19 protein-coding genes are annotated in these 24,539 nt (G+C 61.3%); 6 read left to right on the forward strand and 13 right to left on the reverse strand.

Going from position 1 to position 24,539, the window contains the following annotated elements:
* Positions 1–5 precede the first annotated feature (5 nt).
* Entirely contained in the window at positions 6–479 is a 474-nt protein-coding gene (gene sulA, locus CKW24_RS03635; RefSeq protein WP_095165322.1) for an SOS-induced cell division inhibitor SulA, read from the forward strand.
* 107 nt (positions 480–586) lie between these two features.
* Here the strand turns inward: sulA and CKW24_RS03640 are convergent, their stop codons facing one another.
* The 7 genes from CKW24_RS03640 to CKW24_RS03670 all read right to left on the reverse strand — a co-directional run bounded on the left by CKW24_RS03640 (position 587) and on the right by CKW24_RS03670 (position 9,006).
* Positions 587–820, reverse strand: a complete 234-nt coding sequence (locus CKW24_RS03640) for a hypothetical protein (RefSeq protein ID WP_095165324.1) — start codon at positions 818–820, stop codon at positions 587–589.
* Between the two features lie 140 nt (positions 821–960).
* Positions 961–1,482 carry a DUF6586 family protein gene (locus CKW24_RS03645; RefSeq protein ID WP_095165326.1) on the reverse strand — a complete coding sequence of 174 codons (522 nt, stop codon included), beginning with the start codon at positions 1,480–1,482 and terminating at the stop codon, positions 961–963.
* Positions 1,483–1,625: 143 nt separating this feature from the next.
* The gene (gene topA / locus CKW24_RS03650; protein ID WP_095165327.1) at positions 1,626–4,247 is read right to left on the reverse strand and encodes a type I DNA topoisomerase; all 2,622 of its coding nucleotides are present in this window, start codon (positions 4,245–4,247) and stop codon (positions 1,626–1,628) included.
* Between the two features lie 114 nt (positions 4,248–4,361).
* Positions 4,362–4,598 (reverse strand): DUF1653 domain-containing protein, encoded by a 237-nt coding sequence (locus CKW24_RS03655; RefSeq protein WP_095165329.1) that lies wholly within the window; start codon positions 4,596–4,598, stop codon positions 4,362–4,364.
* A 99-nt stretch (positions 4,599–4,697) separates the two neighbouring features.
* Positions 4,698–5,873: an acetyl-CoA C-acyltransferase FadA gene (gene fadA / locus CKW24_RS03660; protein ID WP_095165331.1), complete on the reverse strand. Its 1,176-nt coding sequence runs from the start codon at positions 5,871–5,873 to the stop codon at positions 4,698–4,700.
* A 31-nt stretch (positions 5,874–5,904) separates the two neighbouring features.
* Entirely contained in the window at positions 5,905–8,052 is a 2,148-nt protein-coding gene (gene fadB, locus CKW24_RS03665; protein WP_095165333.1) for a fatty acid oxidation complex subunit alpha FadB, read from the reverse strand.
* 516 nt (positions 8,053–8,568) lie between these two features.
* Positions 8,569–9,006 carry a hypothetical protein gene (locus CKW24_RS03670; protein WP_095165335.1) on the reverse strand — a complete coding sequence of 146 codons (438 nt, stop codon included), beginning with the start codon at positions 9,004–9,006 and terminating at the stop codon, positions 8,569–8,571.
* Positions 9,007–9,110: 104 nt separating this feature from the next.
* On the opposite strand from CKW24_RS03670, the gene CKW24_RS03675 reads away from it, so the two are divergent.
* Positions 9,111–9,548 (forward strand): universal stress protein, encoded by a 438-nt coding sequence (locus CKW24_RS03675; protein WP_095165337.1) that lies wholly within the window; start codon positions 9,111–9,113, stop codon positions 9,546–9,548.
* Between the two features lie 215 nt (positions 9,549–9,763).
* Here CKW24_RS03675 and CKW24_RS03680 read toward each other — a convergent pair whose 3' ends face one another.
* Positions 9,764–11,680 carry an ATP-binding cassette domain-containing protein gene (locus tag CKW24_RS03680; protein ID WP_095165638.1) on the reverse strand — a complete coding sequence of 639 codons (1,917 nt, stop codon included), beginning with the start codon at positions 11,678–11,680 and terminating at the stop codon, positions 9,764–9,766.
* A gap of 213 nt (positions 11,681–11,893) precedes the next feature.
* Here CKW24_RS03680 and CKW24_RS03685 point away from each other — a divergent pair, with 213 nt between their 5' ends.
* Positions 11,894–13,822: a transglycosylase SLT domain-containing protein gene (locus tag CKW24_RS03685; protein ID WP_095165339.1), complete on the forward strand. Its 1,929-nt coding sequence runs from the start codon at positions 11,894–11,896 to the stop codon at positions 13,820–13,822.
* A 72-nt stretch (positions 13,823–13,894) separates the two neighbouring features.
* Here CKW24_RS03685 and CKW24_RS03690 read toward each other — a convergent pair whose 3' ends face one another.
* Together CKW24_RS03690 and CKW24_RS03695 are read right to left on the reverse strand one after the other, a co-directional pair.
* The gene (locus tag CKW24_RS03690; protein ID WP_095165342.1) at positions 13,895–14,941 is read right to left on the reverse strand and encodes a Fic family protein; all 1,047 of its coding nucleotides are present in this window, start codon (positions 14,939–14,941) and stop codon (positions 13,895–13,897) included.
* 68 nt (positions 14,942–15,009) lie between these two features.
* Positions 15,010–16,785, reverse strand: coding sequence for an ABC transporter transmembrane domain-containing protein (locus tag CKW24_RS03695; RefSeq protein WP_177440571.1), 1,776 nt, complete (start codon positions 16,783–16,785; stop codon positions 15,010–15,012).
* Positions 16,786–17,045: 260 nt separating this feature from the next.
* Between CKW24_RS03695 and CKW24_RS03700 the strand changes: the two genes are divergently transcribed.
* Complete coding sequence (locus CKW24_RS03700; RefSeq protein WP_095165344.1) at positions 17,046–17,225, forward strand: PA1571 family protein; 180 nt, start codon at positions 17,046–17,048, stop codon at positions 17,223–17,225.
* A 63-nt stretch (positions 17,226–17,288) separates the two neighbouring features.
* Here CKW24_RS03700 and pdxB read toward each other — a convergent pair whose 3' ends face one another.
* On the reverse strand, positions 17,289–18,431 hold the full coding sequence (gene pdxB / locus CKW24_RS03705) for a 4-phosphoerythronate dehydrogenase PdxB (protein ID WP_095165346.1): 1,143 nt from the start codon (positions 18,429–18,431) through the stop codon (positions 17,289–17,291).
* Positions 18,432–18,579: 148 nt separating this feature from the next.
* On the opposite strand from pdxB, the gene CKW24_RS03710 reads away from it, so the two are divergent.
* The gene (locus tag CKW24_RS03710) at positions 18,580–19,995 is read left to right on the forward strand and encodes an MATE family efflux transporter (protein ID WP_095165641.1); all 1,416 of its coding nucleotides are present in this window, start codon (positions 18,580–18,582) and stop codon (positions 19,993–19,995) included.
* Positions 19,996–20,071: 76 nt separating this feature from the next.
* Here the strand turns inward: CKW24_RS03710 and tusA are convergent, their stop codons facing one another.
* Positions 20,072–20,314 (reverse strand): sulfurtransferase TusA, encoded by a 243-nt coding sequence (gene tusA / locus CKW24_RS03715; protein WP_174244624.1) that lies wholly within the window; start codon positions 20,312–20,314, stop codon positions 20,072–20,074.
* A 116-nt stretch (positions 20,315–20,430) separates the two neighbouring features.
* A complete protein-coding gene (gene rlmM / locus CKW24_RS03720) occupies positions 20,431–21,504 on the reverse strand; it encodes a 23S rRNA (cytidine(2498)-2'-O)-methyltransferase RlmM (RefSeq protein ID WP_095165350.1) in 1,074 nt (357 codons plus the stop codon).
* A 198-nt stretch (positions 21,505–21,702) separates the two neighbouring features.
* Here rlmM and acnA point away from each other — a divergent pair, with 198 nt between their 5' ends.
* Entirely contained in the window at positions 21,703–24,444 is a 2,742-nt protein-coding gene (gene acnA / locus CKW24_RS03725; RefSeq protein WP_095165351.1) for an aconitate hydratase AcnA, read from the forward strand.
* Positions 24,445–24,539: the final 95 nt, after the last annotated feature.

Consider the following 24,539-nt stretch of genomic DNA (forward strand, 5'->3'; position numbering starts at 1 on the left):
GCGTTATGCAGTTCCCACACACACCACAGTCCGCCCAACTGCCGTTGTTCGAAGCGTTCATGGCCCAGCCACTGGCGCCGATCCTCAAAGACGTGGTCGAGGCGCCCTGGAGCGCCGAACCTGAAGCATTCAGCGAGCTGTCTCTACGTGGTGCGGCCGGGAACTGCCTGAGCCTCCTGGCGCCGATCCTCAGGGAGTTGAGCCAGGACCAGGACGCCCGCTGGCTGACCCTTATCGCCCCTCCAGCCAGCCTGACCCAAGCCTGGCTGCGCGATGCAGGCCTGAACCGCGAGCGCATTCTCCTGCTCCACCCACGCGGTACGCAAAGCGCCCAGCAACTGGCCTGCGAAGCCCTGCGCCTGGGCCGCAGCCACACCGTTGTCAGCTGGCTGAACCCGCTGAACAGCAGCGCGCGGCAACAGTTGATCGGCGCCGCACGTATCGGCGATGCACAAAGTCTGAATATTCGATTGGGCTAAGTAGCAGCCAGGGCGCACGCGTTAGACGCAGGGCTTCTCCAGGGCAGAGAAGCCAATCTGTAACGAAGATCTGTAAGGATACTTACGAAAAAAGCCGACAGACGGAATCAATGCAGAATCCGCGGCCCCTCTTCCTTTTCAAAATCGCCTTCAACCAGGCGCCCAGCCATCTGCACACCCACGCTCAACATCGCCTTGGCGACTTCAACGTGCTGGCCTTGCAGGAACGCCTTGGCATCTTCCGAGAAGTCCAGCGTCACCAGGGAACCCTCGTCCTCAGCCCTGCGCAGTTCAATTCGGCCGTCTGGCAGTTCGACAATTTCTAGAAAGGACGTTGGCATAAAGGTCTGTTCTCCACGAAAGGCGGGGATTATATAGGCATCGGTGATGCTTCGCTCAGGATCTTGACCGACAGCATGTAACCGAAACCATTGTTTGAGATCATCCCTGACCCTTGCTGCTCAGCTTCCTGCCGGATGTTTCAGCACTCGTTCAAGCCTTCACGGAAACGCAGTGCCAGGCTCTTGAGGTTCTGGCGCCAGCTTTCCAGTTCTTCCCTGCTCAGCTCCGCTTCAGGCTCCTCATCGAGACTCACCGCCACGATCAGCGGTTGCGTCACGTCGCCCTTGGGCTTGTGCGGTGCACGAGGCGGCTGAAAAAGCGCGGTGTGGGCCGCCAACAGCTTGGCCAGCCAGGTTTCACGATTGCGGGCCAGCTCGACCATTTCCGCCAGCTCTGGGATGGCCAGGGTCTCGAGCACCTCAGGGGTCAGCAAGAGCTCCGCCCGAGGTGCATTGGCCTGCGGCAGGCGGTAGAACCCGGCGATCTCATGGCACAGCCCCAGCAACGCGCCGTACAAGTGAAACAGCGCTGACTCGCGCCCGGCCTGGATCAGCGCCGGGGAGTTCATCGCCCTCCCGTCTTCCGCTCGGGCCAGGGCCTCTAGCGACAAGCCGGCGAAGTAGATTTTCTGGTTGGTGCGGGTATAGAGCTCAAAGGCCATGACGGCAGTCTCCACAACGAAATAGGACGCGTAATGCTGGCCTGACAGTGTCACGGATCAGACAAGGCATCCGCAAGCCCAAAACAAAGGCCGCATGCTCACCCGAGGGTAGGCATGCGGCCTGCTTGTAACGCGCTGCCGGCTTACTTGGCTACGCGCTTGTCTTCAACCACCCATTTGCCGCCGTCGTAGAAGGCCTTCCAACCGGTTGGCTTGCCCTCGACTTCAGTCTGCACGTACTGCTCCTTGGTCTTGCGGCTGTAGCGAATCACGGCTGGCAGGCCATCCGGATCCTTCTTCGGCGCTTCACAGAGGAAGTGGTACTTGGGATCGATCTCGTCCTTGTGGGGCACGATCTCGATCACCAGCGGGGCACGGGTCTCGCGGTTTTTCGGGAACTGGCTGGCCGCCAGGAACAGGCCGGAAGCACCGTCGCGCAGGATGTAGGTGTCGTTGACCTTCTCGCACTTGAGCTCGGGCATCTTCACCGGGTCCATCTTCGGCGGCGCCGCGTCACCGCTTTTCAGCAGTTTGCGGGTGTTCTTGCAGGTGGCGTTGGTGCAACCGAAGAACTTGCCGAAACGGCCGGTCTTGAGCTGCATTTCGCTGCCACACTTATCGCATTCCAGGCTCGGGCCTTCGTAGCCCTTGATCCGGTAGCTGCCCTGCTCGATCTCGTAGCCATCGCAATCGGGGTTGTTCCCGCAGATGTGCAGCTTGCGCTTCTCATCCAGCAGGTAAGCATCCATCGCGGTGCTGCAGATCGGGCAACGGTGCTTGCCACGCAGCACCAGGGACTCCGACTCGCCCTCGTCGTCCGCGGCGATTTCATCGCCCGGCACCAGGTTGACGGTGGCCTTGCAGCGTTCTTTCGGCGGCAGGCTGTAGCCCGAGCATCCGAGGAACACGCCGGTCGACGCGGTACGGATCTGCATCGGGCGACCGCAGGTCACGCACGGGATATCGGTCATTACCGGCTGGTTGGCCCGCATGCCGTGCTCCGGACTCTCGGCCACTTCGAGCTTCTTCTTGAAGTCGCCGTAGAACTCGTCCAGCACGCTTTTCCAGTCACGCTCGCCCTGGGCGACGTCATCGAGGTTCTCTTCCATGCCGGCGGTAAAGCCGTAGTCCATGAGGTTGGAGAAGCTCTCGGACAGACGCTCGGTGACGATGTCACCCATTTTTTCCGAGTAGAAACGACGGTTGTGCAGCGCGACGTAGCCACGGTCCTGGATAGTCGAAATGATTGCCGCATAGGTCGACGGACGACCGATACCGCGTTTTTCCATTTCCTTGACCAGGCTCGCTTCCGAGTAGCGCGCCGGCGGCTTGGTGAAGTGCTGGCTGGGATCAAGCTTGATCAGCTTCAGCACATCGCCCTGGGCCATGTCCGGCAGCACATCATCGTCGCCCGGCTTGGCCATTTGCGGCATCACGCGGGTATAGCCGTCGAACTTCAGGATACGGCCCTTGGCACGCAGCTCGAAGCCACTGGCAGCGACGCTGACGGTGGTCGACAGGTATTTGGCCGGCAGCATCTGGCAGGCGACGAATTGGCGCCAGATCAGCTCGTAGAGACGCTCAGCGTCACGTTCCATGCCCGACAGCTTGCTTGGATCGGTATTCACGTCGGAAGGACGAATCGCTTCGTGAGCCTCCTGGGCGCCTTCCTTGCTGCTGTAGACATTCGGGGTTTCCGGCAGGTACTTGCCGCCGAACTCGCCTTCGATATAAGTGCGCGCCATCGCCACGGCATCGGCCGAGAGGTTGGTCGAGTCGGTACGCATATAAGTGATGTAGCCGGCTTCGTACAGACGCTGGGCCATCATCATGGTTTTCTTCACACCGAAGCCCAGGCGGTTACTGGCGGCCTGCTGCAGGGTGGAGGTGATGAACGGGGCCGACGGTTTGCTGCTGGTCGGCTTGTCTTCACGCTTGGCAATGGTGTAGCTGGACGACTTGAGCTTTTCCAGGGCCGCCATGGCCTGGGCTTCGTTGAGCGGCTTGAAGGCTTCGCCGTTTTCACGGGCCACTTCAAAACGCACGTTGGCGCCCTTGGCGGTGCCGAGGTCAGCGTGGACTTCCCAGTACTCTTCTGGGTTGAACGCACGAATCTCGCGCTCACGCTCCACCACCAGCTTCACGGCAACCGACTGGACACGGCCGGCCGACAAGCCACGGGCGATCTTCGACCACAGCAGCGGCGAGACCATGTAGCCCACTACGCGATCGAGGAAGCGCCGCGCTTGCTGGGCGTTGACCCGATCGATATCCAGCTCGCCTGGCTGGGAGAAGGCTTCCTGGATCGCCTTCTTGGTGATTTCGTTGAACACCACGCGCTTGTAGCGGCTGTCATCCCCACCGATGGCTTCGCGCAGGTGCCAGGCAATGGCTTCCCCTTCGCGGTCCAAGTCCGTTGCGAGATAGATGGTGTCGGCGTCCTTGGCGAGCCGACGCAGTTCTTCGATGACCTTTTCCTTGCCCGGGAGGATCTCGTACTTGGCTTTCCAGCCGTGGTCCGGATCGACACCCATGCGCGCAACCAGTTGCTTGCGCGCTTTTTCCTTAGGCGACAGCGCCGGCACTTCACCAGCAGCGGCCTTGCCGCGCTTGGCGGCTGGCTCTTTGCTGGCGCTAGCCGAACCGCTGGTGGGCAGGTCTCGGATATGGCCGATACTCGACTTCACCACGTATTGGTTGCCCAGATACTTGTTGATGGTCTTGGCCTTAGCCGGGGATTCCACAATGACCAGCGATTTGCCCATGGATCAGAAAATTCCTGAATTCGAGAAGTGAAAGGCGGTTGGCGCCTGACGCGGCACCGCTATATATAGTGGCAACAAGGTGAGGTCAAGCGCAGGGTTCTGCGCGACTTGCGCTTATGGCCGGGAAAAAAGGCTGGGTTCGGCCTGCACCAAAGCAAAGCGCGGGACCTGCTCGCCGTCAACTTCGACCGACTCCAGGAACATGCTCAAAGGGCGCACCCAAAAGCCGTAATCGCCATACAGGGCTTGGTAGAAGACCACTTCTTCTTCGGTTTCCGAGTGCCGTGCAACGTTGAAAACACGGTACTGCGGACCTTTGTAATGCTGGTAGAGCCCGGGTTGGATCGGCATGCTCTGGGCCTCGTTCAAATACGTCGAAATAAAAAACAAAAAAATCTTCAGAAAAACAAAAACCGGGGCACTTGGCCCCGGCTTCCGTCAACGCAACGCTTAAACGCGTTCGAAGACGGTGGCAATGCCCTGGCCGAGGCCAATGCACATGGTCGATACACCGAAGGTGCCGCCATTCTGCTTCATGACATTGAGCAGGGTGCCGGAGATACGTGCACCGGAGCAACCGAATGGGTGACCCAGGGCGATCGCGCCGCCGTGCAGGTTAACCTTCTCGTTCATCTTGTCGAGCACTTTCAAATCTTTCAGCACCGGCAGGGCCTGTGCAGCGAAAGCTTCGTTGAGTTCGAAGAAGTCGATGTCGGAGATGCTCAGACCCGCGCGCTTCAGTGCTTTTTGTGTCGCCGGTACTGGACCATAGCCCATGATCGCCGGATCCACACCCGCCACTGCCATCGAACGGATCACCGCCATTGGCTGGATACCCAGGTCCTGGGCACGCTGCGCCGACATCACGATCATGCACGAAGCACCATCGGTGATCTGCGACGAAGTACCGGCGGTCACGGTGCCGCCCTTTGGATTGAACGCTGGCTTCAATGCCGCCAGGCTTTCCAGGGTGGTTTCCGGACGAATGGTTTCGTCGTAGTCGAACAGTTTCAGGAAACCGTTCTCGTCGTAGCCCTGCATCGGGATGATTTCGTCCTTGAACTTGCCTTCCACGGTCGCCTTGTGGGCGAGTTGGTGGGAGCGCACGCCGAAGGCATCCTGCTGCTCACGGGTAATGCCGTGCATCTTGCCCAGCATTTCCGCGGTCAGGCCCATCATGCCCGAGGCTTTCGCCGCGTACAGCGACATGTGCGGGTTCGGATCGACACCGTGCATCATGCTCACGTGACCCATATGCTCGACGCCGCCGACGACAAATACGTCACCGTTGCCGGTCATGATTGCTTGCGCGGCAGTGTGCAGCGCACTCATAGACGAGCCACACAGGCGGCTGACGGTCTGGCCGGCAGCGGTGTGCGGGATCTGCGTCATCAGGGACGCCATGCGGGCGATGTTCCAGCCCTGCTCCAGGGTCTGGTTGACGCAGCCCCAGATCACGTCCTCGACTTCGCTCGGATCGACCTTGACGTTGCGTTCCAGCAGTTTGCTGATCAGGTGCGCCGACATGTCTTCAGCGCGGGTGTTGCGGTGCATGCCGCCCTTGGAGCGGCCCATCGGAGTACGACCGAAGTCGACAATCACGACGTCTCTAGGATTCAAGCTCATAAAATTTCACTCTCGCTCAAAAGTTGGACGCTTAACCGAAGAACCGCTGGCCAGTCTTGGCCATCTCACGCAGTTTTGCGGTCGGGTGGTACAGCGCGCCCAAATCAGCGTACTGGTCAGCCAGGGCAACGAACTCGGCAACACCGAGCGAATCGATGTAGCGCAGTGCGCCGCCACGGAATGGAGGGAAACCAATACCGTAGACCAGACCCATGTCGGCTTCGGCAGCAGTCTCGACAATGCCGTCTTCCAGGCAACGCACGGTTTCCAGGCACAGCGGGATCATCATCCAGTTGATGATGTCTTCGTCAGTGACTTCGCGCTGCTCGTAAACGATTGGCTTGAGCACTTCCAGTACCGACGGGTCGGCCACTTTCTTCTGCTTGCCGCGCTTGTCGGTCTCGTAGGCGTAGAAGCCCTTGCCGTTCTTCTGGCCCAGGCGCTTGGCTTCGTAGAGCACGTCAACGGCCGAACGACGGTCGTCTTTCATGCGGTCCGGGAAGCCTTCAGCCATCACGTCACGACCGTGGTGACCGGTGTCGATGCCGACCACGTCCATCAGGTACGCCGGGCCCATCGGCCAGCCGAATTTTTCCATGATCTTGTCGATGCGCACGAAGTCCACACCGGCGCTGACCAGCTTGGCGAAGCCGCCGAAGTACGGGAACAGCACGCGGTTGACCAAGAAGCCCGGGCAGTCGTTGACCACGATCGGGTTCTTGCCCATTTTCTTGGCGTAGGCAACGGTGGTGGCCACCGCCAGCTCGCTGGACTTCTCGCCACGAATCACTTCCACCAGCGGCATCATGTGCACCGGGTTGAAGAAGTGCATGCCGACGAAGTTTTCCGGACGCTTGAGGGCCTTGGCCAGCAGGCTGATGGAAATGGTCGAGGTGTTGGACGCGAGGATGGTGTCCTCTTTGACCTGGTCTTCGACTTCAGCCAGCACGGCTTGCTTGACCTTCGGGTTCTCGACCACGGCTTCAACCACCAGGTCGACGTGACCGAAGTCGCCGTAGGACAAGGTAGGACGAATGCCGTTGAGCACTTCAGCCATTTTCGCGGCGGTCATGCGACCTTTATCAACGCGGCCCACCAGCAGCTTGGCGGCTTCTGCCAGGCCCTGCTCGATACCGTGCTCGTTGATGTCTTTCATCAGGATTGGCGTGCCTTTGGACGCCGACTGATACGCGATACCGCCACCCATGATACCGGCGCCCAATACGGCAGCCTGCTTCACGTCCTTGGCGATTTCGTCGTAGGCCTTGGCCTTTTTCTTCAGCTCCTGATCGTTCAGGAACAGACCGATCAAGCTCTGCGCAGCAGAGGTCTTGGCCAGTTTGACGAAACCGGCAGCTTCGATTTCCAGGGCCTTGTCGCGACCGAAGTTCGCGGCCTTCTGGATGGTCTTGATCGCTTCAACCGGCGCCGGGTAGTTCGGGCCCGCTTGACCGGCGACAAAACCCTTGGCGGTTTCGAACGCCATCATTTGCTCAATGGCGTTGAGTTTGAGCTTTTCCAGCTTCGGCTGACGCTTGGCCTTGTAGTCGAACTCGCCGGAAATGGCGCGCTTGATCAGTTCCAGCGCAGCTTCCTGCAGTTTGTCGGCTTCAACCACCGCATCCACCGCACCGACTTTCAGTGCGTCTTCAGGACGGTTTTCCTTGCCGGCGGCAATCCACTCGATGGCGTTGTCGGCACCGATGATGCGCGGCAGGCGCACGGTACCGCCGAAGCCCGGGTAGATGCCCAGCTTGACTTCCGGCAGACCGATCTTGGCCTTGGTGGACATGACGCGGTAATCCGCCGCCAGGCACATTTCCAGGCCGCCACCCAGCGCGATGCCGTTGATCGCGGCGACGGTTGGCACGTTGAGGTCTTCGAAATCGCTGAAAATCTTGTTGGCTTCGAGGTTGCCAGCAACCAGCTCGGCATCCGGCAGCTTGAAGTTGTCGACGAACTCAGTGATGTCGGCGCCGACGATGAACACGTCTTTACCGCTGCTGACGATCACGCCCTTGACCGACGCATCTGCCTTGATGGCGTCCACGGCCTGACGCAGTTCGTTCAGGGTTAGACGGTTGAACTTGTTGACGGACTCACCCTTGAGGTCGAACTTCAGTTCGACGATGCCACTTTCAAGAGCCTTAACCGTGATGGCTTTACCTTCGTAAATCATCAACTGATCTCCACGATATGGAAGCTGAACAGTACACGTCGGACGCTGATGTCCTGGCTGGGCATAGACGCTACTGTCGATGCTAACGCCATTCCACCAGGCACACCCGCCAACGCGATAGTCGGGATTCTGTAGGAGCGTTCTGACATACAAACGCTCAATTCATACGCCCGTTTGATTTGGGTACGCCACCTTCACGGAATTTCCGACAATTGTCAATCGCCCAAAACGTTGGTTTAAACGCGACTTTGCGGTCATTTCCGTACCACGAAGACCAGCAACACGCGGCTGCATGTACTGTCATTCATAGAATCAATATTTAGAATCGTCGCCCTAATCTGCGGCAGGCGTTGCTTTAGCAGCTACGCTGGCAGGGGCGATAGAGGAAAAATCAGCGCGCCGGGAGGGAAACCGAGCGCAGGATCAGTACGACAGAAAATTTCCGGCCTGCCTGGCCAACTCCAGCCCGATGCTGATTGTCGGGCTTTTTATTGCCGATCATTAAACGCGCCGTGCTCAGGCGAGCGCCTTGAGGGTGGCATCGATCTGCTGCAGTACCTGGGATTCGCCCTTCTCACCCCAATACAAGGTGATCATCTGCTTGTCCGCCTCGACCTTGTACACGTTGCCTGGCAACTTTTCGAAATGAATCAGCAAGGCCGGATCCTCGCAGGGCTCCTGCCACTGATTGACCCACTGCCCAGGAGTTTTCTGCCAGTAGCTCCAGCACGCCGGCCGAGTGCCCCGGCGCGGCCGATGGTACTGCGCGCACGGGCTAGGGGGCTCCGGTTGCAGCCAGTGCGGCCACTCCTGCGGCGCCAGTTGCATGGCCAGGCCGATGCGTCGCGCCTCCATGCGCAAGGCCATCCTGCCGCCCTGACGACGCGACGGCGCGAGCCATGCCAGGGGGCTGAGCATTACCGCAAGGATTGACACCACTATCCAGACCGTCATATCTGTACTCCCGATTCTTGATGGGCGCATTGATCTCTGTCGAAACCAATACGCTTGAAACCAGCCATACTTACCCTTATCGCAATCCTCAGGAGGTGCACCCCATGCCCTACCACCATATTCTGGTCGCCGTCGATCTAACCGAAGAATGCGATCCGGTGATTCACCGCGCTCGCGAGCTGGCAGTGGGCAACAGCGCCAAACTGTCCCTGGTGCACATCGTCGAACCAATGGCCATGGCCTTTGGTGGTGACGTGCCGATGGACCTGTCGCAACTGCAACAACAGCAGTTCGACCAGGCCAAGGAACGCCTCGAGCGCCTGATCCTCAAGTATCCGGAACTGACCAAGGACTGCAGCCACCTGACCTACGGCCAGCCGCGCCAGGAAATCCACCATTTCGCCAAGGAACAGGCGTGCGACCTGATCGTGGTTGGCAGCCATGGTCGCCACGGCCTGGCATTGCTACTGGGTTCCACCGCCAACGACGTACTGCACGGCGCGCCGTGCGATGTGCTGGCGGTACGCCTGGTCAAAAGCTGACACGCCCCCCTGTAGGAGCGGGCGCCCGCTTGCGGCTTGCTCGCGATGAACCCGAGAACGCCACGGGGTGTCAGGCTCCCCGCGTCATCGTTGACGACCATCGCGAGCAAGCCGCAAGCGGGCGCCCGCTCCTACAGAGGATCGCTTCGATCCTGCTGCATACAAAAAGCCCGGCACTCATCACTGAGCGCCGGGCTTTTTTATCGCAGGATCACTCAGGCATCCAGCTCGGCCCAACGCTCGACCATGACTTCCAGCTCAGCCTGCAACTGCTCCAGCTGGGCAATCACGGCCGCCGTCTCGGCAGCGGGACGCTGATAGAAACTGGCGTCGGCCATTTGCGCTTCAACTGCCGCAATCTGCTGTTCCATGGCTTCGATCTGCCCCGGCAGGGCTTCGAGCTCACGCTGCAACTTGTAGCTGAGCTTCTTCTTGGCCGCTGGAGCTTCCACCGCTGCCGCTGGCGCAGGCGCCGCAGCGACCACGGCCGAGTTCAGGTCAGCCTTGCCGGATTTGCTCTCGGTCACGCCCAGCAGACGCGGCGAGCCACCCTGGCGCAGCCAGTCCTGGTATCCGCCAACATATTCACGCACCTTGCCTTCACCTTCGAAGACCAGGGTGCTGGTCACCACGTTGTCGAGGAATGCCCGGTCGTGACTGACCATCAGTACAGTGCCATTGAAGGTCAGCAGGACCTCTTCCAGCAGTTCGAGGGTTTCCACGTCCAGGTCGTTGGTCGGTTCGTCGAGCACCAGCAGGTTGGCTGGTTTGCTGAACAACTTGGCCAGCAACAGGCGGGCACGCTCGCCCCCGGACAGCGCCTTGACCGGCGTGCGGGCACGCTGCGGGCTGAACAGGAAGTCGCCGAGGTAGCTCAGCACGTGGCGGCTCTGGCCGTCGATATCGATGAAATCGCGACCTTCGGCGACGTTGTCGATCACCGTCTTTTCCAGGTCCAACTGGTGACGCAACTGGTCAAAGTAGGCCACGTCGATGCGCGTGCCCTCTTCCACTTTGCCGCTGGTCGGTTGCAGACCGTTGAGCATCAGCTTGAGCAAGGTGGTCTTGCCGGTACCGTTGGCGCCGAGCAGGCCGATACGGTCGCCGCGCGTCAGGACCATCGAGAAATCCTTGATCAGGAACGGGCCACCCGGGTGAGCAAAACTCACGTTCTCGAGGACCATCACCTGCTTGCCGGATTTGTCAGCGGTGTCCAGCTGGATGTTCGCCTTGCCGGTACGCTCACGACGCTCGCTGCGCTCGACACGCAGGGCCTTGAGGGCACGCACGCGGCCTTCGTTACGGGTGCGACGGGCCTTGATGCCCTGGCGGATCCAGACTTCTTCCTGAGCCAGCTTTTTGTCGAACAGAGCGTTGGCGGTCTCTTCGGCCGCCAGCGTGGCTTCCTTGTGCACCAGGAAGCTGGCGTAGTCGCCGTTCCAGTCGATCAGCCCGCCGCGATCCAGTTCGAGGATGCGGGTGGCAAGGTTCTGCAGGAATGAACGGTCGTGCGTGATGAACAGCACGGCGCCCTGGAAATCCTTCAGGGCTTCTTCAAGCCAGGCAATCGCACCGATGTCCAGGTGGTTGGTTGGTTCGTCGAGCAGCAGCAGGTCCGGCTCGGAAACCAGGGCCTGCGCCAGCAGGACGCGACGACGCCAGCCGCCGGACAATTCGGCGAGGGTCTTGTCGGCAGGCAATTGCAGACGGCTCAGGGTGCTGTCGACCAATTGCTGCAAGCGCCAGCCGTCACGGGCTTCGAGGTCGTGCTGGACGTGCATCAGCTTGTCCAGGTCGGCATCGGTAACGATGTTCTGGCTCAGGTGATGGTACTGCGCGAGCAGTTCGCCAACACCGTCCAGGCCTTCGGCGACCACGTCGAACACGGTCCGCTCGTCGGCCACCGGCAATTCTTGCGGCAATTCGCCGATCTTGAGGCCAGGTGCGCGCCAGACGGAGCCGTCATCGGGCTTCTGATCGCCCTTGACCAGCTTCATCATGCTGGACTTGCCTGTGCCGTTGCGGCCGATGATGCACACCCGCTCACCACGGGCGATCTGCCAGGACACCTTGTCCAACAACGGCATAGAGCCGAAAGCAAGGGACACATCGCTGAATTTGAGCAGGGTCATGAGCTTCTCCAAAAACTGGGCGCGCATTCTACCTGACTTGAGGCGTCAGAAGGCTGGCATTTTCACTGAAGGAGCACTCTGCACATTAATTGTTGCGAACTTGTGCCGGCGGGCCGGCAAAGCTTTCACCCGTTGCTGGCAAAAGGCTAAGCTACAGATAATCAGTGCTGGCACCTGCTGGCACTTGTCATGATTTCTCTGCCCGGATGTCTCATGCGCAGTCGCCTCTTCAGCTTTTTATCCTGTCTGCTTCTTTCTGCCACAGCCGTTCAATCCGCCCAGGCAGTGGACCTGTCCACCCAACGCCAGTATTACGATGAAGCCAAGCGCGCCCTGGCCAAGGGTGACACTGGCCCGTACTTTCGCTACAGCCAGGCCCTCGCCGACTACCCGCTGGAGCCCTACCTGGCGTATGACGAGCTGACCGCCCGCCTGAAAAGCGCGAGCAACGCCGAAATCGAGAAATTCCTCGCCGAACACGGCGACCTGCCCCAGGCCAACTGGATGAAGCTGCGCTGGTTACGCTGGCTGGCCGATCGCGGGGACTGGGCGACCTTCCAGAAATACTACGACCCCAAGCTCAACTTCACCGAGCTGGACTGTCTCAACGCGCAGTACCAGATCAGCCACAACCTCAAGGCTGAAGGCTACGCCAACACCGAAAAACTCTGGTTGACCGGCAAATCCCAGCCGGCCGCATGCGACGCCCTGTTCGGCATGTGGGCGGCCCAAGGCCAACTCACCGAACAGAAACGCTGGGAACGCGCCAAGCTGGCCGCCCAGGCGCGCAACTACGCACTGGCCAACAGCCTGGTCAGCAGCATGACCACCTTGGCACCCCGCGGCCGCCTACTGGTGGACGTGGCGCAGAAACCCGAACTGCTGAACCAGCCATCGCGCTTCACCCCGGCGGATGAGCCCATGGCCGATGTGGTCAGCCTGGGCCTGCGTCGCCTGGCCCGCCAGGACCCGGAAAAGGCCATGGCCCTGCTCGATGGTTATGCCGCCAGCATGCATTTTTCCCGCGATGAAAAAGTCGCGATTGCCCGCGAGATCGGCCTGACCCTGGCCCGCCGCTTCGACAGCCGCGCCCTGGACGTGATGACCAAATACGACCCAGAACTGCGCGACAACACCGTGTCCGAATGGCGCCTGCGCCTGCTGTTGCGCCTGGCCCGCTGGGACGACGCCTATCAGCTGACCCGGCGCCTGCCGCAAGACCTGGCCACCACCAATCGCTGGCGCTACTGGCAGGCCCGCAGCCTGGAACTGGCACAACCGCAGAACCCGGAAGCGCAGACCCTGTACCGCAACCTCGCCCGTGAGCGGGACTTCTACGGCTTCCTCGCCGCCGACCGCTCGCAGTCTGCGTACTCGCTGAACAACAAGCCCCTGGTGATGAGCCAGGCTTTGATCAATAAAGTGCGCAACACCCCCGGCGTGCGCCGCGCCCTGGAATTCCATGCCCGCGGGCAGATCGTCGACGGCCGCCGCGAGTGGTACCACGTCAGTCGCCACTTCAACCGCGACGAAATGGTCGCCCAGGCCAAGCTGGCCTACGACTTGAAATGGTACTTCCCGGCCATCCGCACCATCAGCCAGGCGCAGTACTGGGACGACCTGGACATCCGTTTCCCGATGGCCCACCGCAACACCCTGGTCCGCGAAGCCAAGGTGCGTGGCCTGCACTCCAGCTGGGTGTTCGCCATTACCCGCCAGGAAAGCGCCTTCATGGATGACGCCCGCTCCGGCGTCGGCGCCAGCGGCCTGATGCAGTTGATGCCCGGTACCGCCAAGGAAACCGCGCGCAAATTCAACATCCCCCTGGCCTCACCCCAGCAAGTGCTGAACCCGGACACCAACATCCAGCTCGGCGCCGCGTACCTGAGCCAGGTCCACAGCCAGTTCAACGGCAACCGGGTACTCGCTTCTGCCGCCTACAACGCCGGCCCCGGCCGCGTGCGCCAATGGCTGCGTGGCGCCGACCACCTGAGCTTCGACGTCTGGGTAGAAAGCATCCCGTTCGACGAAACCCGCCAGTATGTGCAGAACGTGCTGTCTTATTCGGTGATCTACGGGCAGAAGCTCAACTCTCCCCAGCCGCTGGTGGATTGGCATGAGCGCTATTTTGACGATCAGTAACCTTCCTAACTGAAAAAAAAAATGCCCGCATCATTGGATGCGGGCATTTTTTTGTACTTCGATAAACGCGCCTCACCTACCTCGCGCAACAGGACCAGAGCGTGCCGCGAACCTCTCGCCAAGCTCAGTCAGGCGATACCCTTGAGCAGGGTTGTTGGGCGAGTCCGGCTGAGTCATCTCGATCAAACCTGCCATCAATGCGGGCTTGAGGTAGTTAGCCCGGAATGTCGCTTTATGCGTCAATCCAACCTCAGCCATCAGTTCACTGATCTTCAGCGCTCCTGCCCCCGCCAGCACGCCCAACAGCCTGGCCACTTGCTCGGTTACTGGGTCGGTGACTAGGTCGGTTACTGGGTCGTTCAGGACGGCCTCGGCCAAGGCCAGGCTCAAAGACTGCAACATGAACTCGACAAAAGGTGTCGATTCGGCCATCCGTTCGGCGGCGGACAAGGCCGCGTAATAAGCATCCTGTTGCTCGCGAATGACCGCCTCGACCGGCAGATAGGCCAGCACCGGCCGCCATTGACTGAGAATCAGGGTCTGCCACAGCCGCCCCATGCGTCCATTGCCGTCAGCGAAGGGATGAATGAATTCGAATTCGTAGTGAAAGACACAGCTGAGGATCAGCGGATGCCAATCGCTGGCATCCAGCCAGGCCAGCAAGTCATCGATCAGGGTTGCCACACGACTTGGTGGTGGAGCCATATGAACCAGTTGCTCGCCTCGGTAAATACCGACTCCCTCGCGGCGGAACCGACCACAGTCGTCGATCAAGCCCTGCATCAACAACTGGTGCGCCGACAGCAGATCGGTCCGACTGCCGGCACGCCACTGCGGCATGGACTCATAGGCCGCAAATGCGTTGCGCACCTCCTGAATCTCTCTAGGCAATCCCAGCACTCGCTGCCCCGCCAGTACCGCCGTCACCTGCGCGACGCTGAGGGAATTGTTTTCGATGGCCAACGAAGCCTGAATAGTGCGGATCCGGTTCCCGCGACGCAGTTGAGGTGTTTGCCGAGCTTCGTCCACTGCCGAAAGCTGACCGATCTGCTCGCTGATTTCAGCGATCAGCGTCAGAATTCTGGTGTTCAGGGTCAACGGGGGTTGATAGCGGCTCATTGGCGGATCCAGGTATTTCCTTGAGCCCGACATAATGCCCGAAGGCGGATGCATTCAGCAGCCTTCATTCATGACACCTCATGCCCATCACTGAACTGCAACGCTGCCAGCCGCGCGTACAACGCGTTGCTGCCGATCAGTTGCTGATGGGTGCCCACCGCCACCAGCTTGCCTTGGTCCATCACGGCGATCCGATCGGCGTTTTTCACCGTGGCCAGGCGATGGGCGATGACCAGCGTGGTGCGGTTTTTCATCAGGCTGGGCAGGGCTTGCTGGATCAAGTGTTCGCTCTGCGCATCGAGGGCGCTGGTGGCCTCGTCCAGCAACAGGATCGGTGCGTCCACCAGCAAGGCGCGGGCGATGGCCAGGCGTTGCCGCTGACCACCGGAAAGCCCCAACCCGCTATCACCCAGGTGGGTCTGGTAGCCGGCGGGCATCTGCTCGATAAACTCGTGGGCGTAGGCAATCCGCGCGGCCTCCTGGACCTGCGCCAGGGTCGCCTCGGGCTTGCCATAACGAATGTTCTCTTCAATGCTGCCAAAAAACAGCGCCGGGGTTTGTGAGACCAGGGCGAAGCAGCGCCGCAGATCCTGCGGGTCGAGCCGGGTCAGGTCGACGCCATCCAGCAGGATCTGCCCCTGCAGCGGATCGTAGAAGCGCAGCAGCAGGTCATACACCGTCGACTTGCCCGCCCCCGAAGGCCCGACCAGCGCCAGGGTTTCGCCGGCGTTGATCCGCAGGCTCAAACCGTCGACGGCAAAGCTTTGCGGGCGCGACGGGTAGCTAAAGCGCACCTCCTGCAGTTGCAACTCACCGCGAACCCGCTCGGGCAAGGTCACCTGGCCACTGGGTGGCGGCTGGATGATGTTTTCCGAACGCAGCAACTCGGCAATCCGCTCGGCCGCACCGGCAGCCCGCTGCAATTCGCCAATTACCTCGCTCAGGGTGCCAAAGGCACCGCCGACGATCAGGCTGTAGAACACGAACGCCGCCAGTTCCCCAGCGCTGATGCGACCGGCGATCACGTCCATGCCACCGACCCAGAGCATGACCCCGACTGCGCCGAGCACCAGGATGATCACCAACGTGATCAGCCAGGCACGCTGCAGAATGCGTTTGCGCGCGGTGTCGAACGCCTGCTCCACCGTGGCCGCGAAACGCTGCTCGTCCTGGGCCTGGTGGTTGTAGGCCTGGACGGTCTTGATCTGGCCCAGGGTCTCAGCGACATAGCTGCCGACATCCGCTATCCGGTCCTGGCTCAGGCGCGACAGGCTGCGTACGCGCCGGCCGAAAATCAGGATCGGCGCCAGCACCAGCGGCAGCGCCACCACCACAATGCTGGTCAACTTGGGGTTGGTGATGAACAGCAGCACGATGCCGCCGATCACCATCAAGGCATTGCGCAAGAACAGCGACAGCGACGAACCGATCACCGATTGCAGCAAGGTGGTATCGGCGGTCAGGCGCGACTGGATCTCGGAACTGCGGTTGTCCTCGTAAAACCCGGGATGCAGGTAGATCAGGTGGTTGAACACCTGCCGACGGATGTCCGCCACGCAGCGCTCGCCAATCCACGACACCAGGTAAAAGCGGGTGAAGGTGCCGATCGCCAGACCCACAACCAGCAGCAGGAACAGGCCGATGCTCTGGTTGAGCAGGTGCGGTGACTGGGTCATGAAGCCCTGGTCCACCAACAACCGAATGCCCTGCCCCATGGACAGGGTAATGCCGGCAGTGACGATCAGCGCCAGCAAGGCACCTAACGCCTGCCAGCGATAGGGCGCAATAAAACGCAGGGACAAACGAATCGCGCGACGGTGGCGGGCTGACAGCATCAGGATCATCCAAAAGGGCCAACTGAAAGAATTAACGCGGGCCAGCGTACACCGGTCAATTCAAGGGAACTTGGGTAAATCGTAATCAGTCGGATTGAATATGACCTGTAACAATAGAGCCTAGATGCTATCGGTCTAAAGTCCGGCTGGAAGTTGAAGAGTATTTCTGGTGGAGTGGAGATACCGCCTGATCGGCCTGTGTAGAGCTGTCACAGCGTGGTCACCTGGCGGATTTAGAGTAAGCGCACAACCTGATGAGGAGACAGGCCATGTCCTTGCAACACAGCAGCGATGACAAGATTCAAGTGATCCGCACGCAGCCGCACCAGTCTCTAGGGTGCGCCATTATTGACGCCCAAGGCCGCGAAGTACCGATCACTGAAGACATGATCCAGAGCGCATGCCGCGAGCTGGAACAGCGATTGGTCAAGCCTGCCGAACAAAAGTGACATATAGCCTGATGTCTTCGAACCCGGCCCGCCTAGGCCGGGTTTTTTATCGCCGCGATTACGCTATACCGCCTGCGCACCCAAAGCTGCCACGATCTGTCGCAACTCAGGCGCCTGGCCCTCGATCTGCACGCGCAGCCCGTCAATCTCACGGCGCTGCGGGTAGTGCTTGCGCAACAGGTCAAATGCCGTGCGCTGCTCAGCGCCGCTGACCACCAGGCTGCGACGAAAATCCGCATCGTCGCGACGCGGGTCGTACACCCCACGGCAGAGCATCGCCAAGGCCCAAGCCGGATCACTGCTGGCGCTCAGGCTGACCTGCGCCAGCCAGGGGGCAGGTAGCAGCTGGTCCAGCGACACAGTCGCAGGCTGGCCAAGGAACTGGCACAACGCCTGATAGATCTGCGCAGTGCCTCGCTGTTTGCCATCGAGGCTGTAGCCGGCGATATGCGGGGTGGCAATCACGCACAGTTCGGCGAGGGCGATATCGACACTCGGCTCGCCTTCCCAGACGTCCAGTACCGCTTGCAGGTCTTCGCGCTCCAGCAGCACTTCACGCAGTGCCTGGTTGTCCACCACCGGGCCGCGACTGGCATTGATCAGCCAGGCACCCGGCTTGAGTTGCTCCAGGCGCTGGCGATCAAACAGGTGCCGGGTCGATTGCTCGCCGGATGAGGTCAAAGGAGTGTGCAGGCTGATCACGTCGCATTGCGCGATGATTTGCTCAAGGCTGGCGTAATCGCCTCCTTCGCTTGCCCGGCGCGGCGGGTCGCAGACCAGCACCTTCCAGCCCAGGCCTTGCAGCACCTTGACCAGCCGCCCACCCACTTCGCCAGCCCCGACCACCCCATAGGTGCGCTCGGCCAGTGCTACGCCTTCGATCTCGGCGAGGGTCAGCAAGCTACCCAGCACATAGTCGACCACCCCACGGGCATTGCAGCCCGGGGCGCTGGACCAACCGATATTGGCCTCGGCAAAGTACTCGAGGTCCAAGTGATCGGTGCCAATGGTGCAGGTGCCGACAAACCGCACCTTACTGCCTTGCAGCAGGTCGCGACTGACGTTGGTCACCGAGCGCACCAGCAGCACATCGGCCTGCTCGACAGTGGCGCGATCAATGGAGCGGCCCGGCACGCGGCGGATTTCGCCGAAACCTTCGAAGAAGGCATCGAGCAGCGGAATATTTTCGTCAGCAACAATCAGCATGGCAGGCTCCTTTGGCGGACCGGCAGTGTAGCTCAGCTCCCGCCAGAGGCGGCGATTACAAATCCGCAACACTGGAGTTTTCCTGACTGCTGCGTCAGGGCGTAGAATGCGCCGCCTTGCGCATCAAAACCCTTTGGACGCTTCGCCTGTGAACTCCGTGACTGACAGCACCGCCGCTACTGCCCCGCCCCGCACAACCCCGGTTCGCCTGGAGCTCAAAGGCCTGCTGGGCCTGGCCCTGCCGATCATGGTCGCGCAACTGGCCACTACCGCCATGGGGTTTGTCGATGCTGTGATGGCCGGCCGGGTCAGCCCACGGGACCTGGCGGCAGTGGCCCTGGGCAACTCGATCTGGATTCCGGTGTACCTGTTGATAACCGGCGTGCTGCTGGCCACCACGCCCAAGGTCGCCCAGCGTTTTGGCGCCGGGCAATTCGAGCAGATCGGCCCACTGACCCGCCAGGCCCTGTGGCTGGCGCTGGTCGTCGGCTTGCTGGGCAGCGGCCTGTTGCTCAGCGCCGAGCCGATCCTGCACTGGATGAAAGTCGACCCGCTGCTGATCGACCCGAGCATGGGCTACCTGCAGGGCATCGCCTTCGGTTTTCCGGGCATCGCCTTCTACTACGTACTGCGCTGCTACAGCGACGGCATGGGTCGTACCCGCCCGAGCATGGCCATCGGCCTGAGCGGCCTGCTGCTCAACATCCCGCTCAACTATGCGCTGATCTACGGCCACTTCGGCCTGCCGGCCATGGGCGGCGTTGGCTGCGGCTGGGCCAGTGGCATCGTGATGTGGTTCATGGCCTTGAGCATGGCCGGCTGGACCCGCTGGGCGCCCTTCTATGCCCGCACCCGGGTGCTGGTGCGGATCGATTGGCCGCAGTGGGCAGTGATCAAGCGCCTGATCGGCATCGGCCTGCCGATCGGCATCGCGGTATTCGCCGAATCGAGCATCTTCGCGGTCATCGCCCTGCTGATCGGCAGCCTCGGCTCGACCGTGGTGGCCGGGCACCAGATCGCGCTGAACATCAGCTCGCTGCTGTTCATGATTCCCTACTCGCTGGGCATGGCGGTCACGGTTCGGGTCGGCCAGGCACTGGGTGCCGGCAATCCCTACCAGGCGCGTTTCGCGGCGAAGGTCGGGCTGGGTGCAGCCCTGGTGTTCGCGGCATTCTCGGCGAGCCTGATCCTGCTGCTGCGCGAACCCATCGCCTCGATCTACACCCCTGACCAGAGCGTGATCCAGATCGCCTCGATGCTGATCGTGTATGCCGCGCTGTACCAGTTCTCCGATGCGATCCAGGTGATCTGCGCCGGTGCGCTACGAGGCTATCAGGACACCCGGGTGACGATGATCCTGACCCTGTTCGCCTATTGGGGCATCGGCCTGCCGGTGGGTTACGTACTGGGACTGACCGACTGGTTCGGCCCCGCCAGCGGCCCGAGCGGGTTGTGGGAAGGGCTGATTGCCGGCCTGAGCTGCGCAGCGCTGATGCTGTCGATCCGCCTGGTGCGCAGTGCCCGCAAGCGGATTCGTATTCACCAGCGCACCCCGGCCGTGTAGGAGCGGGTGCCCGCTTGCGGCTTGCTCGCGATGGACGTCAACGCAATCGCGTACTAGTGGCTGCCCCTAACGCCGATCAACCGGACTTCTTGCGAATCCAGTACAGGTAGGTGCCGCCATCCTCATGTTGACCGACCAGTTCATGGTCGAGAAACACGCAGAACTTGGGAATGTCGCGACGGGTCGAAGGGTCCGTGGCGATCACCTTGAGCAGGCCGCCCGGGACCAGGTCGCGAATGTGTTGGTGCAGCATCATCACCGGTTCCGGACAGTTCAGGCCGGTGGCGTCAAGGGTGCCGTCAACCGGCGTATGGATCAATTCACTCATGTCTGACTCCTGAAACGTGCCGGCATTGTCGCGCAAAGCCGGGGGCCCCGTCAGCTATGGCATAACACCATTACTGTGGCAGCGCCCACGCTCGCGACGGGGCCCACTCAACGGGACCTGGTTTTCTTCACATCATGGCGACGCAAATGGCAGGTCACTTCCTCGCGGTCGTGATACAGCTGCTTGCAGCCGATGTCGACCCGGATCCCGCGGGCCTTGAAACCTTCCGCGATGCGCTCGAGCAGGCGCTTCACTTCGGCATAACGCTGCTTCATCGGCAGCTTGAGGTTGACCACCGCTTCGCGGCAATGCCCGTCACCGATCCACTCTTCCAGCATCGCCGCGTTGCGCGCCGGTTTCTCGACGATGTCGCAGACCATCCAGTCCACCGGCTGCTTGGGCTTGAAGGTGAAGCCGTCGGCCATCAAATGCTGTACCAGCCCGGTATCCATCAGGCTTTGCGCCATCGGCCCGTTGTCGATGGCCGTCACCAGCATGCCCCGATTGACCAGTTGCCAGGTCCAGCCACCCGGTGCGGCACCCAGGTCGACACCGGTCATGTCGCTGTGCAAGCGCTCATCCCACTGATCGCGCGGGATGAAGTGGTGCCAGGCCTCTTCCAGTTTCAGGGTCGAGCGGCTTGGCGCTTCGCGGGGAAACTTCAGGCGGGGAATACCCATCGGCCACATCGCCGAGTTGTTGGCTTCAGCCAGCCCCATGAACACTTCGCGCCCACTTTTGAAGGTCAGCAGCAAACGTGGCTTGAGCGGGTCTTCCACCAACTTGCCAGCCGCGATGAGGGCCTTGCGCAAATGGCCTTCGAATTTCTTGCAGAAGTTCGACAGCTCCTTGCCGTCATTGGTATCGACCATTTCCAGCCACAGGCTGCCGCACACCGGGAACTGCGCCAGGTGGGCGAGGATCACGCTGATGCGATCGGTTTCCGGCAGGTCGATGAAGATCCCGCGTGCCCATTGCCGCGGGAAGATCAAGTGGGCAAAACGCTGGCCGCGCATCAAGCGCTCGGCGCCGTCTTCCTCGGTGCAGACGAACTCGGCGCAGGCGCTGGCGGTTTTCGCCTTGGCGTAGCCGGCCACGTTCAAACGCGCGGCATGTTCGGCGATCTCCGAGCAGACTTCACCTTCGAAGCCCGGCCGGCAATGCATAAAGAGGATGTTCATTAAATCTCCTGGGCAAGTGCGCGCAAACTTGCCCTGTAGCAAAGCCTGTCACGAAAACCGGCGCATGATAGCTGACTTCGCAACCCTGGACCTGCCCATAGAGTCCAGTAATTAGCCAGCTACTTAAAACAGGGCTAGGTTTAATGCTCTGTCCATCCCGTCAGTCCGTAGCCGTGCGGACTCAAAGGAGTCATTTCAATGCCGTCCCTCGATAGCCTGAAAACCCTTGGCACCCTGCAAGTCGACGACAAGACCTATCACTACTTCAGCTTGCCAGCGGCTGCCAAAGCCCTGGGCAACCTCGACCAGCTGCCGATGTCGCTCAAAGTCCTGCTGGAAAACCTGTTGCGCTGGGAGGACGGGAAAACCGTCACCGGCGCTGATCTCAAGGCCCTCGCGGCCTGGCTCAAGGAGCGGCGCAGCGACCGGGAAATCCAGTACCGTCCGGCGCGCGTGTTGATGCAAGACTTTACCGGAGTACCGGCGGTGGTCGACCTGGCCGCCATGCGCGCCGCCATGGCCAAGGCCGGCGGCGACCCACAGCGGATCAATCCGCTGTCGCCGGTGGACCTGGTGATCGACCACTCAGTGATGGTCGACAAATTTGCCAGCAGCAGCGCATTCGAAGAGAACGTCGACATCGAAATGCAGCGCAATGGCGAACGTTATGCCTTCTTGCGCTGGGGCCAGAGCGCCTTCGACAACTTCAGCGTGGTACCGCCGGGCACCGGCATCTGCCACCAGGTGAACCTCGAATACCTCGCACGCACGGTGTGGACCAAGGACGAGGACGGCCGTACCTATGCCTTCCCCGACACCCTGGTGGGCACCGACTCCCACACCACCATGATCAACGGCCTCGGAGTACTGGGCTGGGGTGTCGGCGGGATCGAGGCCGAAGCGGCGATGCTCGGCCAACCGGTGTCGATGCTGATTCCGGAGGTGATTGGCTTCAAGCTCACGGGCAAGCTCAAGGAGGGCATCACCGCCACCGACCTGGTGCTGACCGTGACCCAGATGCTGCGCAAAAAAGGCGTGGTGGGCAAATTCGTCGAGTTCTACGGCGACGGCCTGGCCGAACTGCCCCTGGCCGACCGCGCCACCATCGCCAACATGGCGCCGGAATACGGCGCGACCTGCGGCTTCTTCCCGGTGGACCAGGTAACACTGGACTACCTGAGCCTGTCCGGCCGTCCGACTGCAGTGGTCAAACTGGTGGAGGCCTACAGCAAAGCCCAGGGCCTGTGGCGCCTGCCCGGCCAGGAACCGCTGTTCAGTGACAGCCTGGCGCTGGACATGGGCAGCGTCGAAGCCAGTCTCGCCGGACCAAAACGCCCGCAAGACCGGGTCTCGTTGCCCAATGTGGCCCAAGCCTTCAGCGATTTCCTCGGTCTGCAGGTCAAACCCACCAGCAAGGAAGAAGGCCGCCTGGAAAGTGAAGGCGGTGGCGGTGTGGCCGTAGGCAATGCCGACCTGGTCGGCGAGGCGGACTACCAATACGAGGGTCAGACCTATCGCCTGAAAAACGGTGCAGTGGTGATTGCCGCCATCACCTCCTGCACCAACACCTCAAACCCCAGCGTGATGATGGCCGCCGGGCTGGTGGCGAAAAAAGCCGTGGAAAAAGGCCTGCAGCGCAAACCCTGGGTCAAGAGTTCCCTGGCGCCCGGCTCCAAGGTGGTGACCGACTACTACAAGGCCGCCGGCCTGACCCAATACCTCGATCAACTGGGCTTTGCCCTGGTGGGTTACGGCTGCACCACCTGCATCGGCAACTCCGGCCCCTTGCCGGAGCCGATCGAAAAAGCCATCCAGGGCTCCGACCTCACCGTCGCTTCGGTGCTGTCGGGCAACCGCAACTTCGAAGGCCGGGTCCACCCCCTGGTGAAAACCAACTGGCTCGCCTCGCCACCGCTGGTGGTGGCCTATGCATTGGCCGGCACGGTGCGCATCGATATCAGCCGCGAGTCACTGGGCGACGACAAGGACGGTAACCCGGTGTACCTGCGCGACATCTGGCCTAGCACCCAGGAGATCGCCGAAGCGGTCAATCAGGTCAATACCGCAATGTTCCACAAGGAGTACGCCGAAGTGTTCGCCGGCGACGAGCAGTGGCAAGCCATCGAGGTGCCGCAAGCGGCTACCTACGTCTGGCAGCCAGACTCCACCTACATCCAGCACCCACCGTTCTTCGACCACATCGACGGCCCTCCGCCAGTGGTCGAGGACATCAGCCACGCCCGGGTACTGGCGCTGCTCGGCGACTCGGTGACCACCGACCACATCTCCCCCGCCGGCAACATCAAGGCCGACAGCCCGGCCGGCCGCTACCTGCGCGAGCAAGGGGTCGAGCCACGGGACTTCAACTCCTACGGCTCACGGCGCGGCAACCATGAAGTGATGATGCGCGGAACCTTCGCCAACATTCGCATCCGCAATGAAATGCTCGGCGGCGAAGAAGGCGGCAACACCCTGTATATCCCCACTGGCGAGAAAATGGCGATCTATGACGCGGCCATGCGCTACCAGGCCGCCGGCACTCCGCTAGTGGTGATCGCAGGGCAGGAATACGGCACCGGCTCCAGCCGCGACTGGGCCGCCAAGGGCACCAACCTGCTGGGGGTCAAGGCGGTGATCGCCGAAAGCTTCGAACGGATTCACCGCTCCAACCTGGTGGGCATGGGTGTCCTGCCGCTGCAGTTCAAGCTCGACCAGAACCGCAAGAGCCTGAACCTGACCGGCAAGGAAACCCTGAGCATCCAGGGGCTCAGCGGCGTGGAACTGACGCCACGGATGAACCTGCCCCTGATCATCACCCGCGAGGACGGCAGCCGCGAGAAAGTCGAGGTGCTGTGTCGGATCGACACCCTCAATGAAGTGGAGTACTTCAAGGCCGGGGGAATCCTGCATTACGTGTTGCGGCAGTTGATTGCCTCGTAAGGGCACCCCGAGCGCTTTTCGGTGGGTACTCGCGCTGCCCTTTCAGCAGCGCGAGTACATGATTGGCAGGGCCACAAACGCCTGCCTCAACCCGC

It is taken from the genome of Pseudomonas sp. Irchel 3H3 (assembly GCF_900187635.1).
Taxonomy (GTDB): domain Bacteria; phylum Pseudomonadota; class Gammaproteobacteria; order Pseudomonadales; family Pseudomonadaceae; genus Aquipseudomonas.

Excerpts from the sequence above, each read along its gene's own strand:
- sulA (WP_095165322.1), top strand. The coding sequence starts at position 6 with ATGCAGTTCCCACACACACCACAGTCCGCCCAACTGCCGTTGTTCGAA.
- CKW24_RS03640 (WP_095165324.1), bottom strand. The coding sequence starts at position 820 with ATGCCAACGTCCTTTCTAGAAATTGTCGAACTGCCAGACGGCCGAATT.
- CKW24_RS03645 (WP_095165326.1), bottom strand. The coding sequence starts at position 1,482 with ATGGCCTTTGAGCTCTATACCCGCACCAACCAGAAAATCTACTTCGCC.
- topA (WP_095165327.1), bottom strand. The coding sequence starts at position 4,247 with ATGGGCAAATCGCTGGTCATTGTGGAATCCCCGGCTAAGGCCAAGACC.
- CKW24_RS03655 (WP_095165329.1), bottom strand. The coding sequence starts at position 4,598 with ATGCCGATCCAACCCGGGCTCTACCAGCATTACAAAGGTCCGCAGTAC.
- fadA (WP_095165331.1), bottom strand. The coding sequence starts at position 5,873 with ATGAGCTTGAATCCTAGAGACGTCGTGATTGTCGACTTCGGTCGTACT.
- fadB (WP_095165333.1), bottom strand. The coding sequence starts at position 8,052 with ATGATTTACGAAGGTAAAGCCATCACGGTTAAGGCTCTTGAAAGTGGC.
- CKW24_RS03670 (WP_095165335.1), bottom strand. The coding sequence starts at position 9,006 with ATGACGGTCTGGATAGTGGTGTCAATCCTTGCGGTAATGCTCAGCCCC.
- CKW24_RS03675 (WP_095165337.1), top strand. The coding sequence starts at position 9,111 with ATGCCCTACCACCATATTCTGGTCGCCGTCGATCTAACCGAAGAATGC.
- CKW24_RS03680 (WP_095165638.1), bottom strand. The coding sequence starts at position 11,680 with ATGACCCTGCTCAAATTCAGCGATGTGTCCCTTGCTTTCGGCTCTATG.
- CKW24_RS03685 (WP_095165339.1), top strand. The coding sequence starts at position 11,894 with ATGCGCAGTCGCCTCTTCAGCTTTTTATCCTGTCTGCTTCTTTCTGCC.
- CKW24_RS03690 (WP_095165342.1), bottom strand. The coding sequence starts at position 14,941 with ATGAGCCGCTATCAACCCCCGTTGACCCTGAACACCAGAATTCTGACG.
- CKW24_RS03695 (WP_177440571.1), bottom strand. The coding sequence starts at position 16,785 with ATGATCCTGATGCTGTCAGCCCGCCACCGTCGCGCGATTCGTTTGTCC.
- CKW24_RS03700 (WP_095165344.1), top strand. The coding sequence starts at position 17,046 with ATGTCCTTGCAACACAGCAGCGATGACAAGATTCAAGTGATCCGCACG.
- pdxB (WP_095165346.1), bottom strand. The coding sequence starts at position 18,431 with ATGCTGATTGTTGCTGACGAAAATATTCCGCTGCTCGATGCCTTCTTC.
- rlmM (WP_095165350.1), bottom strand. The coding sequence starts at position 21,504 with ATGAACATCCTCTTTATGCATTGCCGGCCGGGCTTCGAAGGTGAAGTC.
- acnA (WP_095165351.1), top strand. The coding sequence starts at position 21,703 with ATGCCGTCCCTCGATAGCCTGAAAACCCTTGGCACCCTGCAAGTCGAC.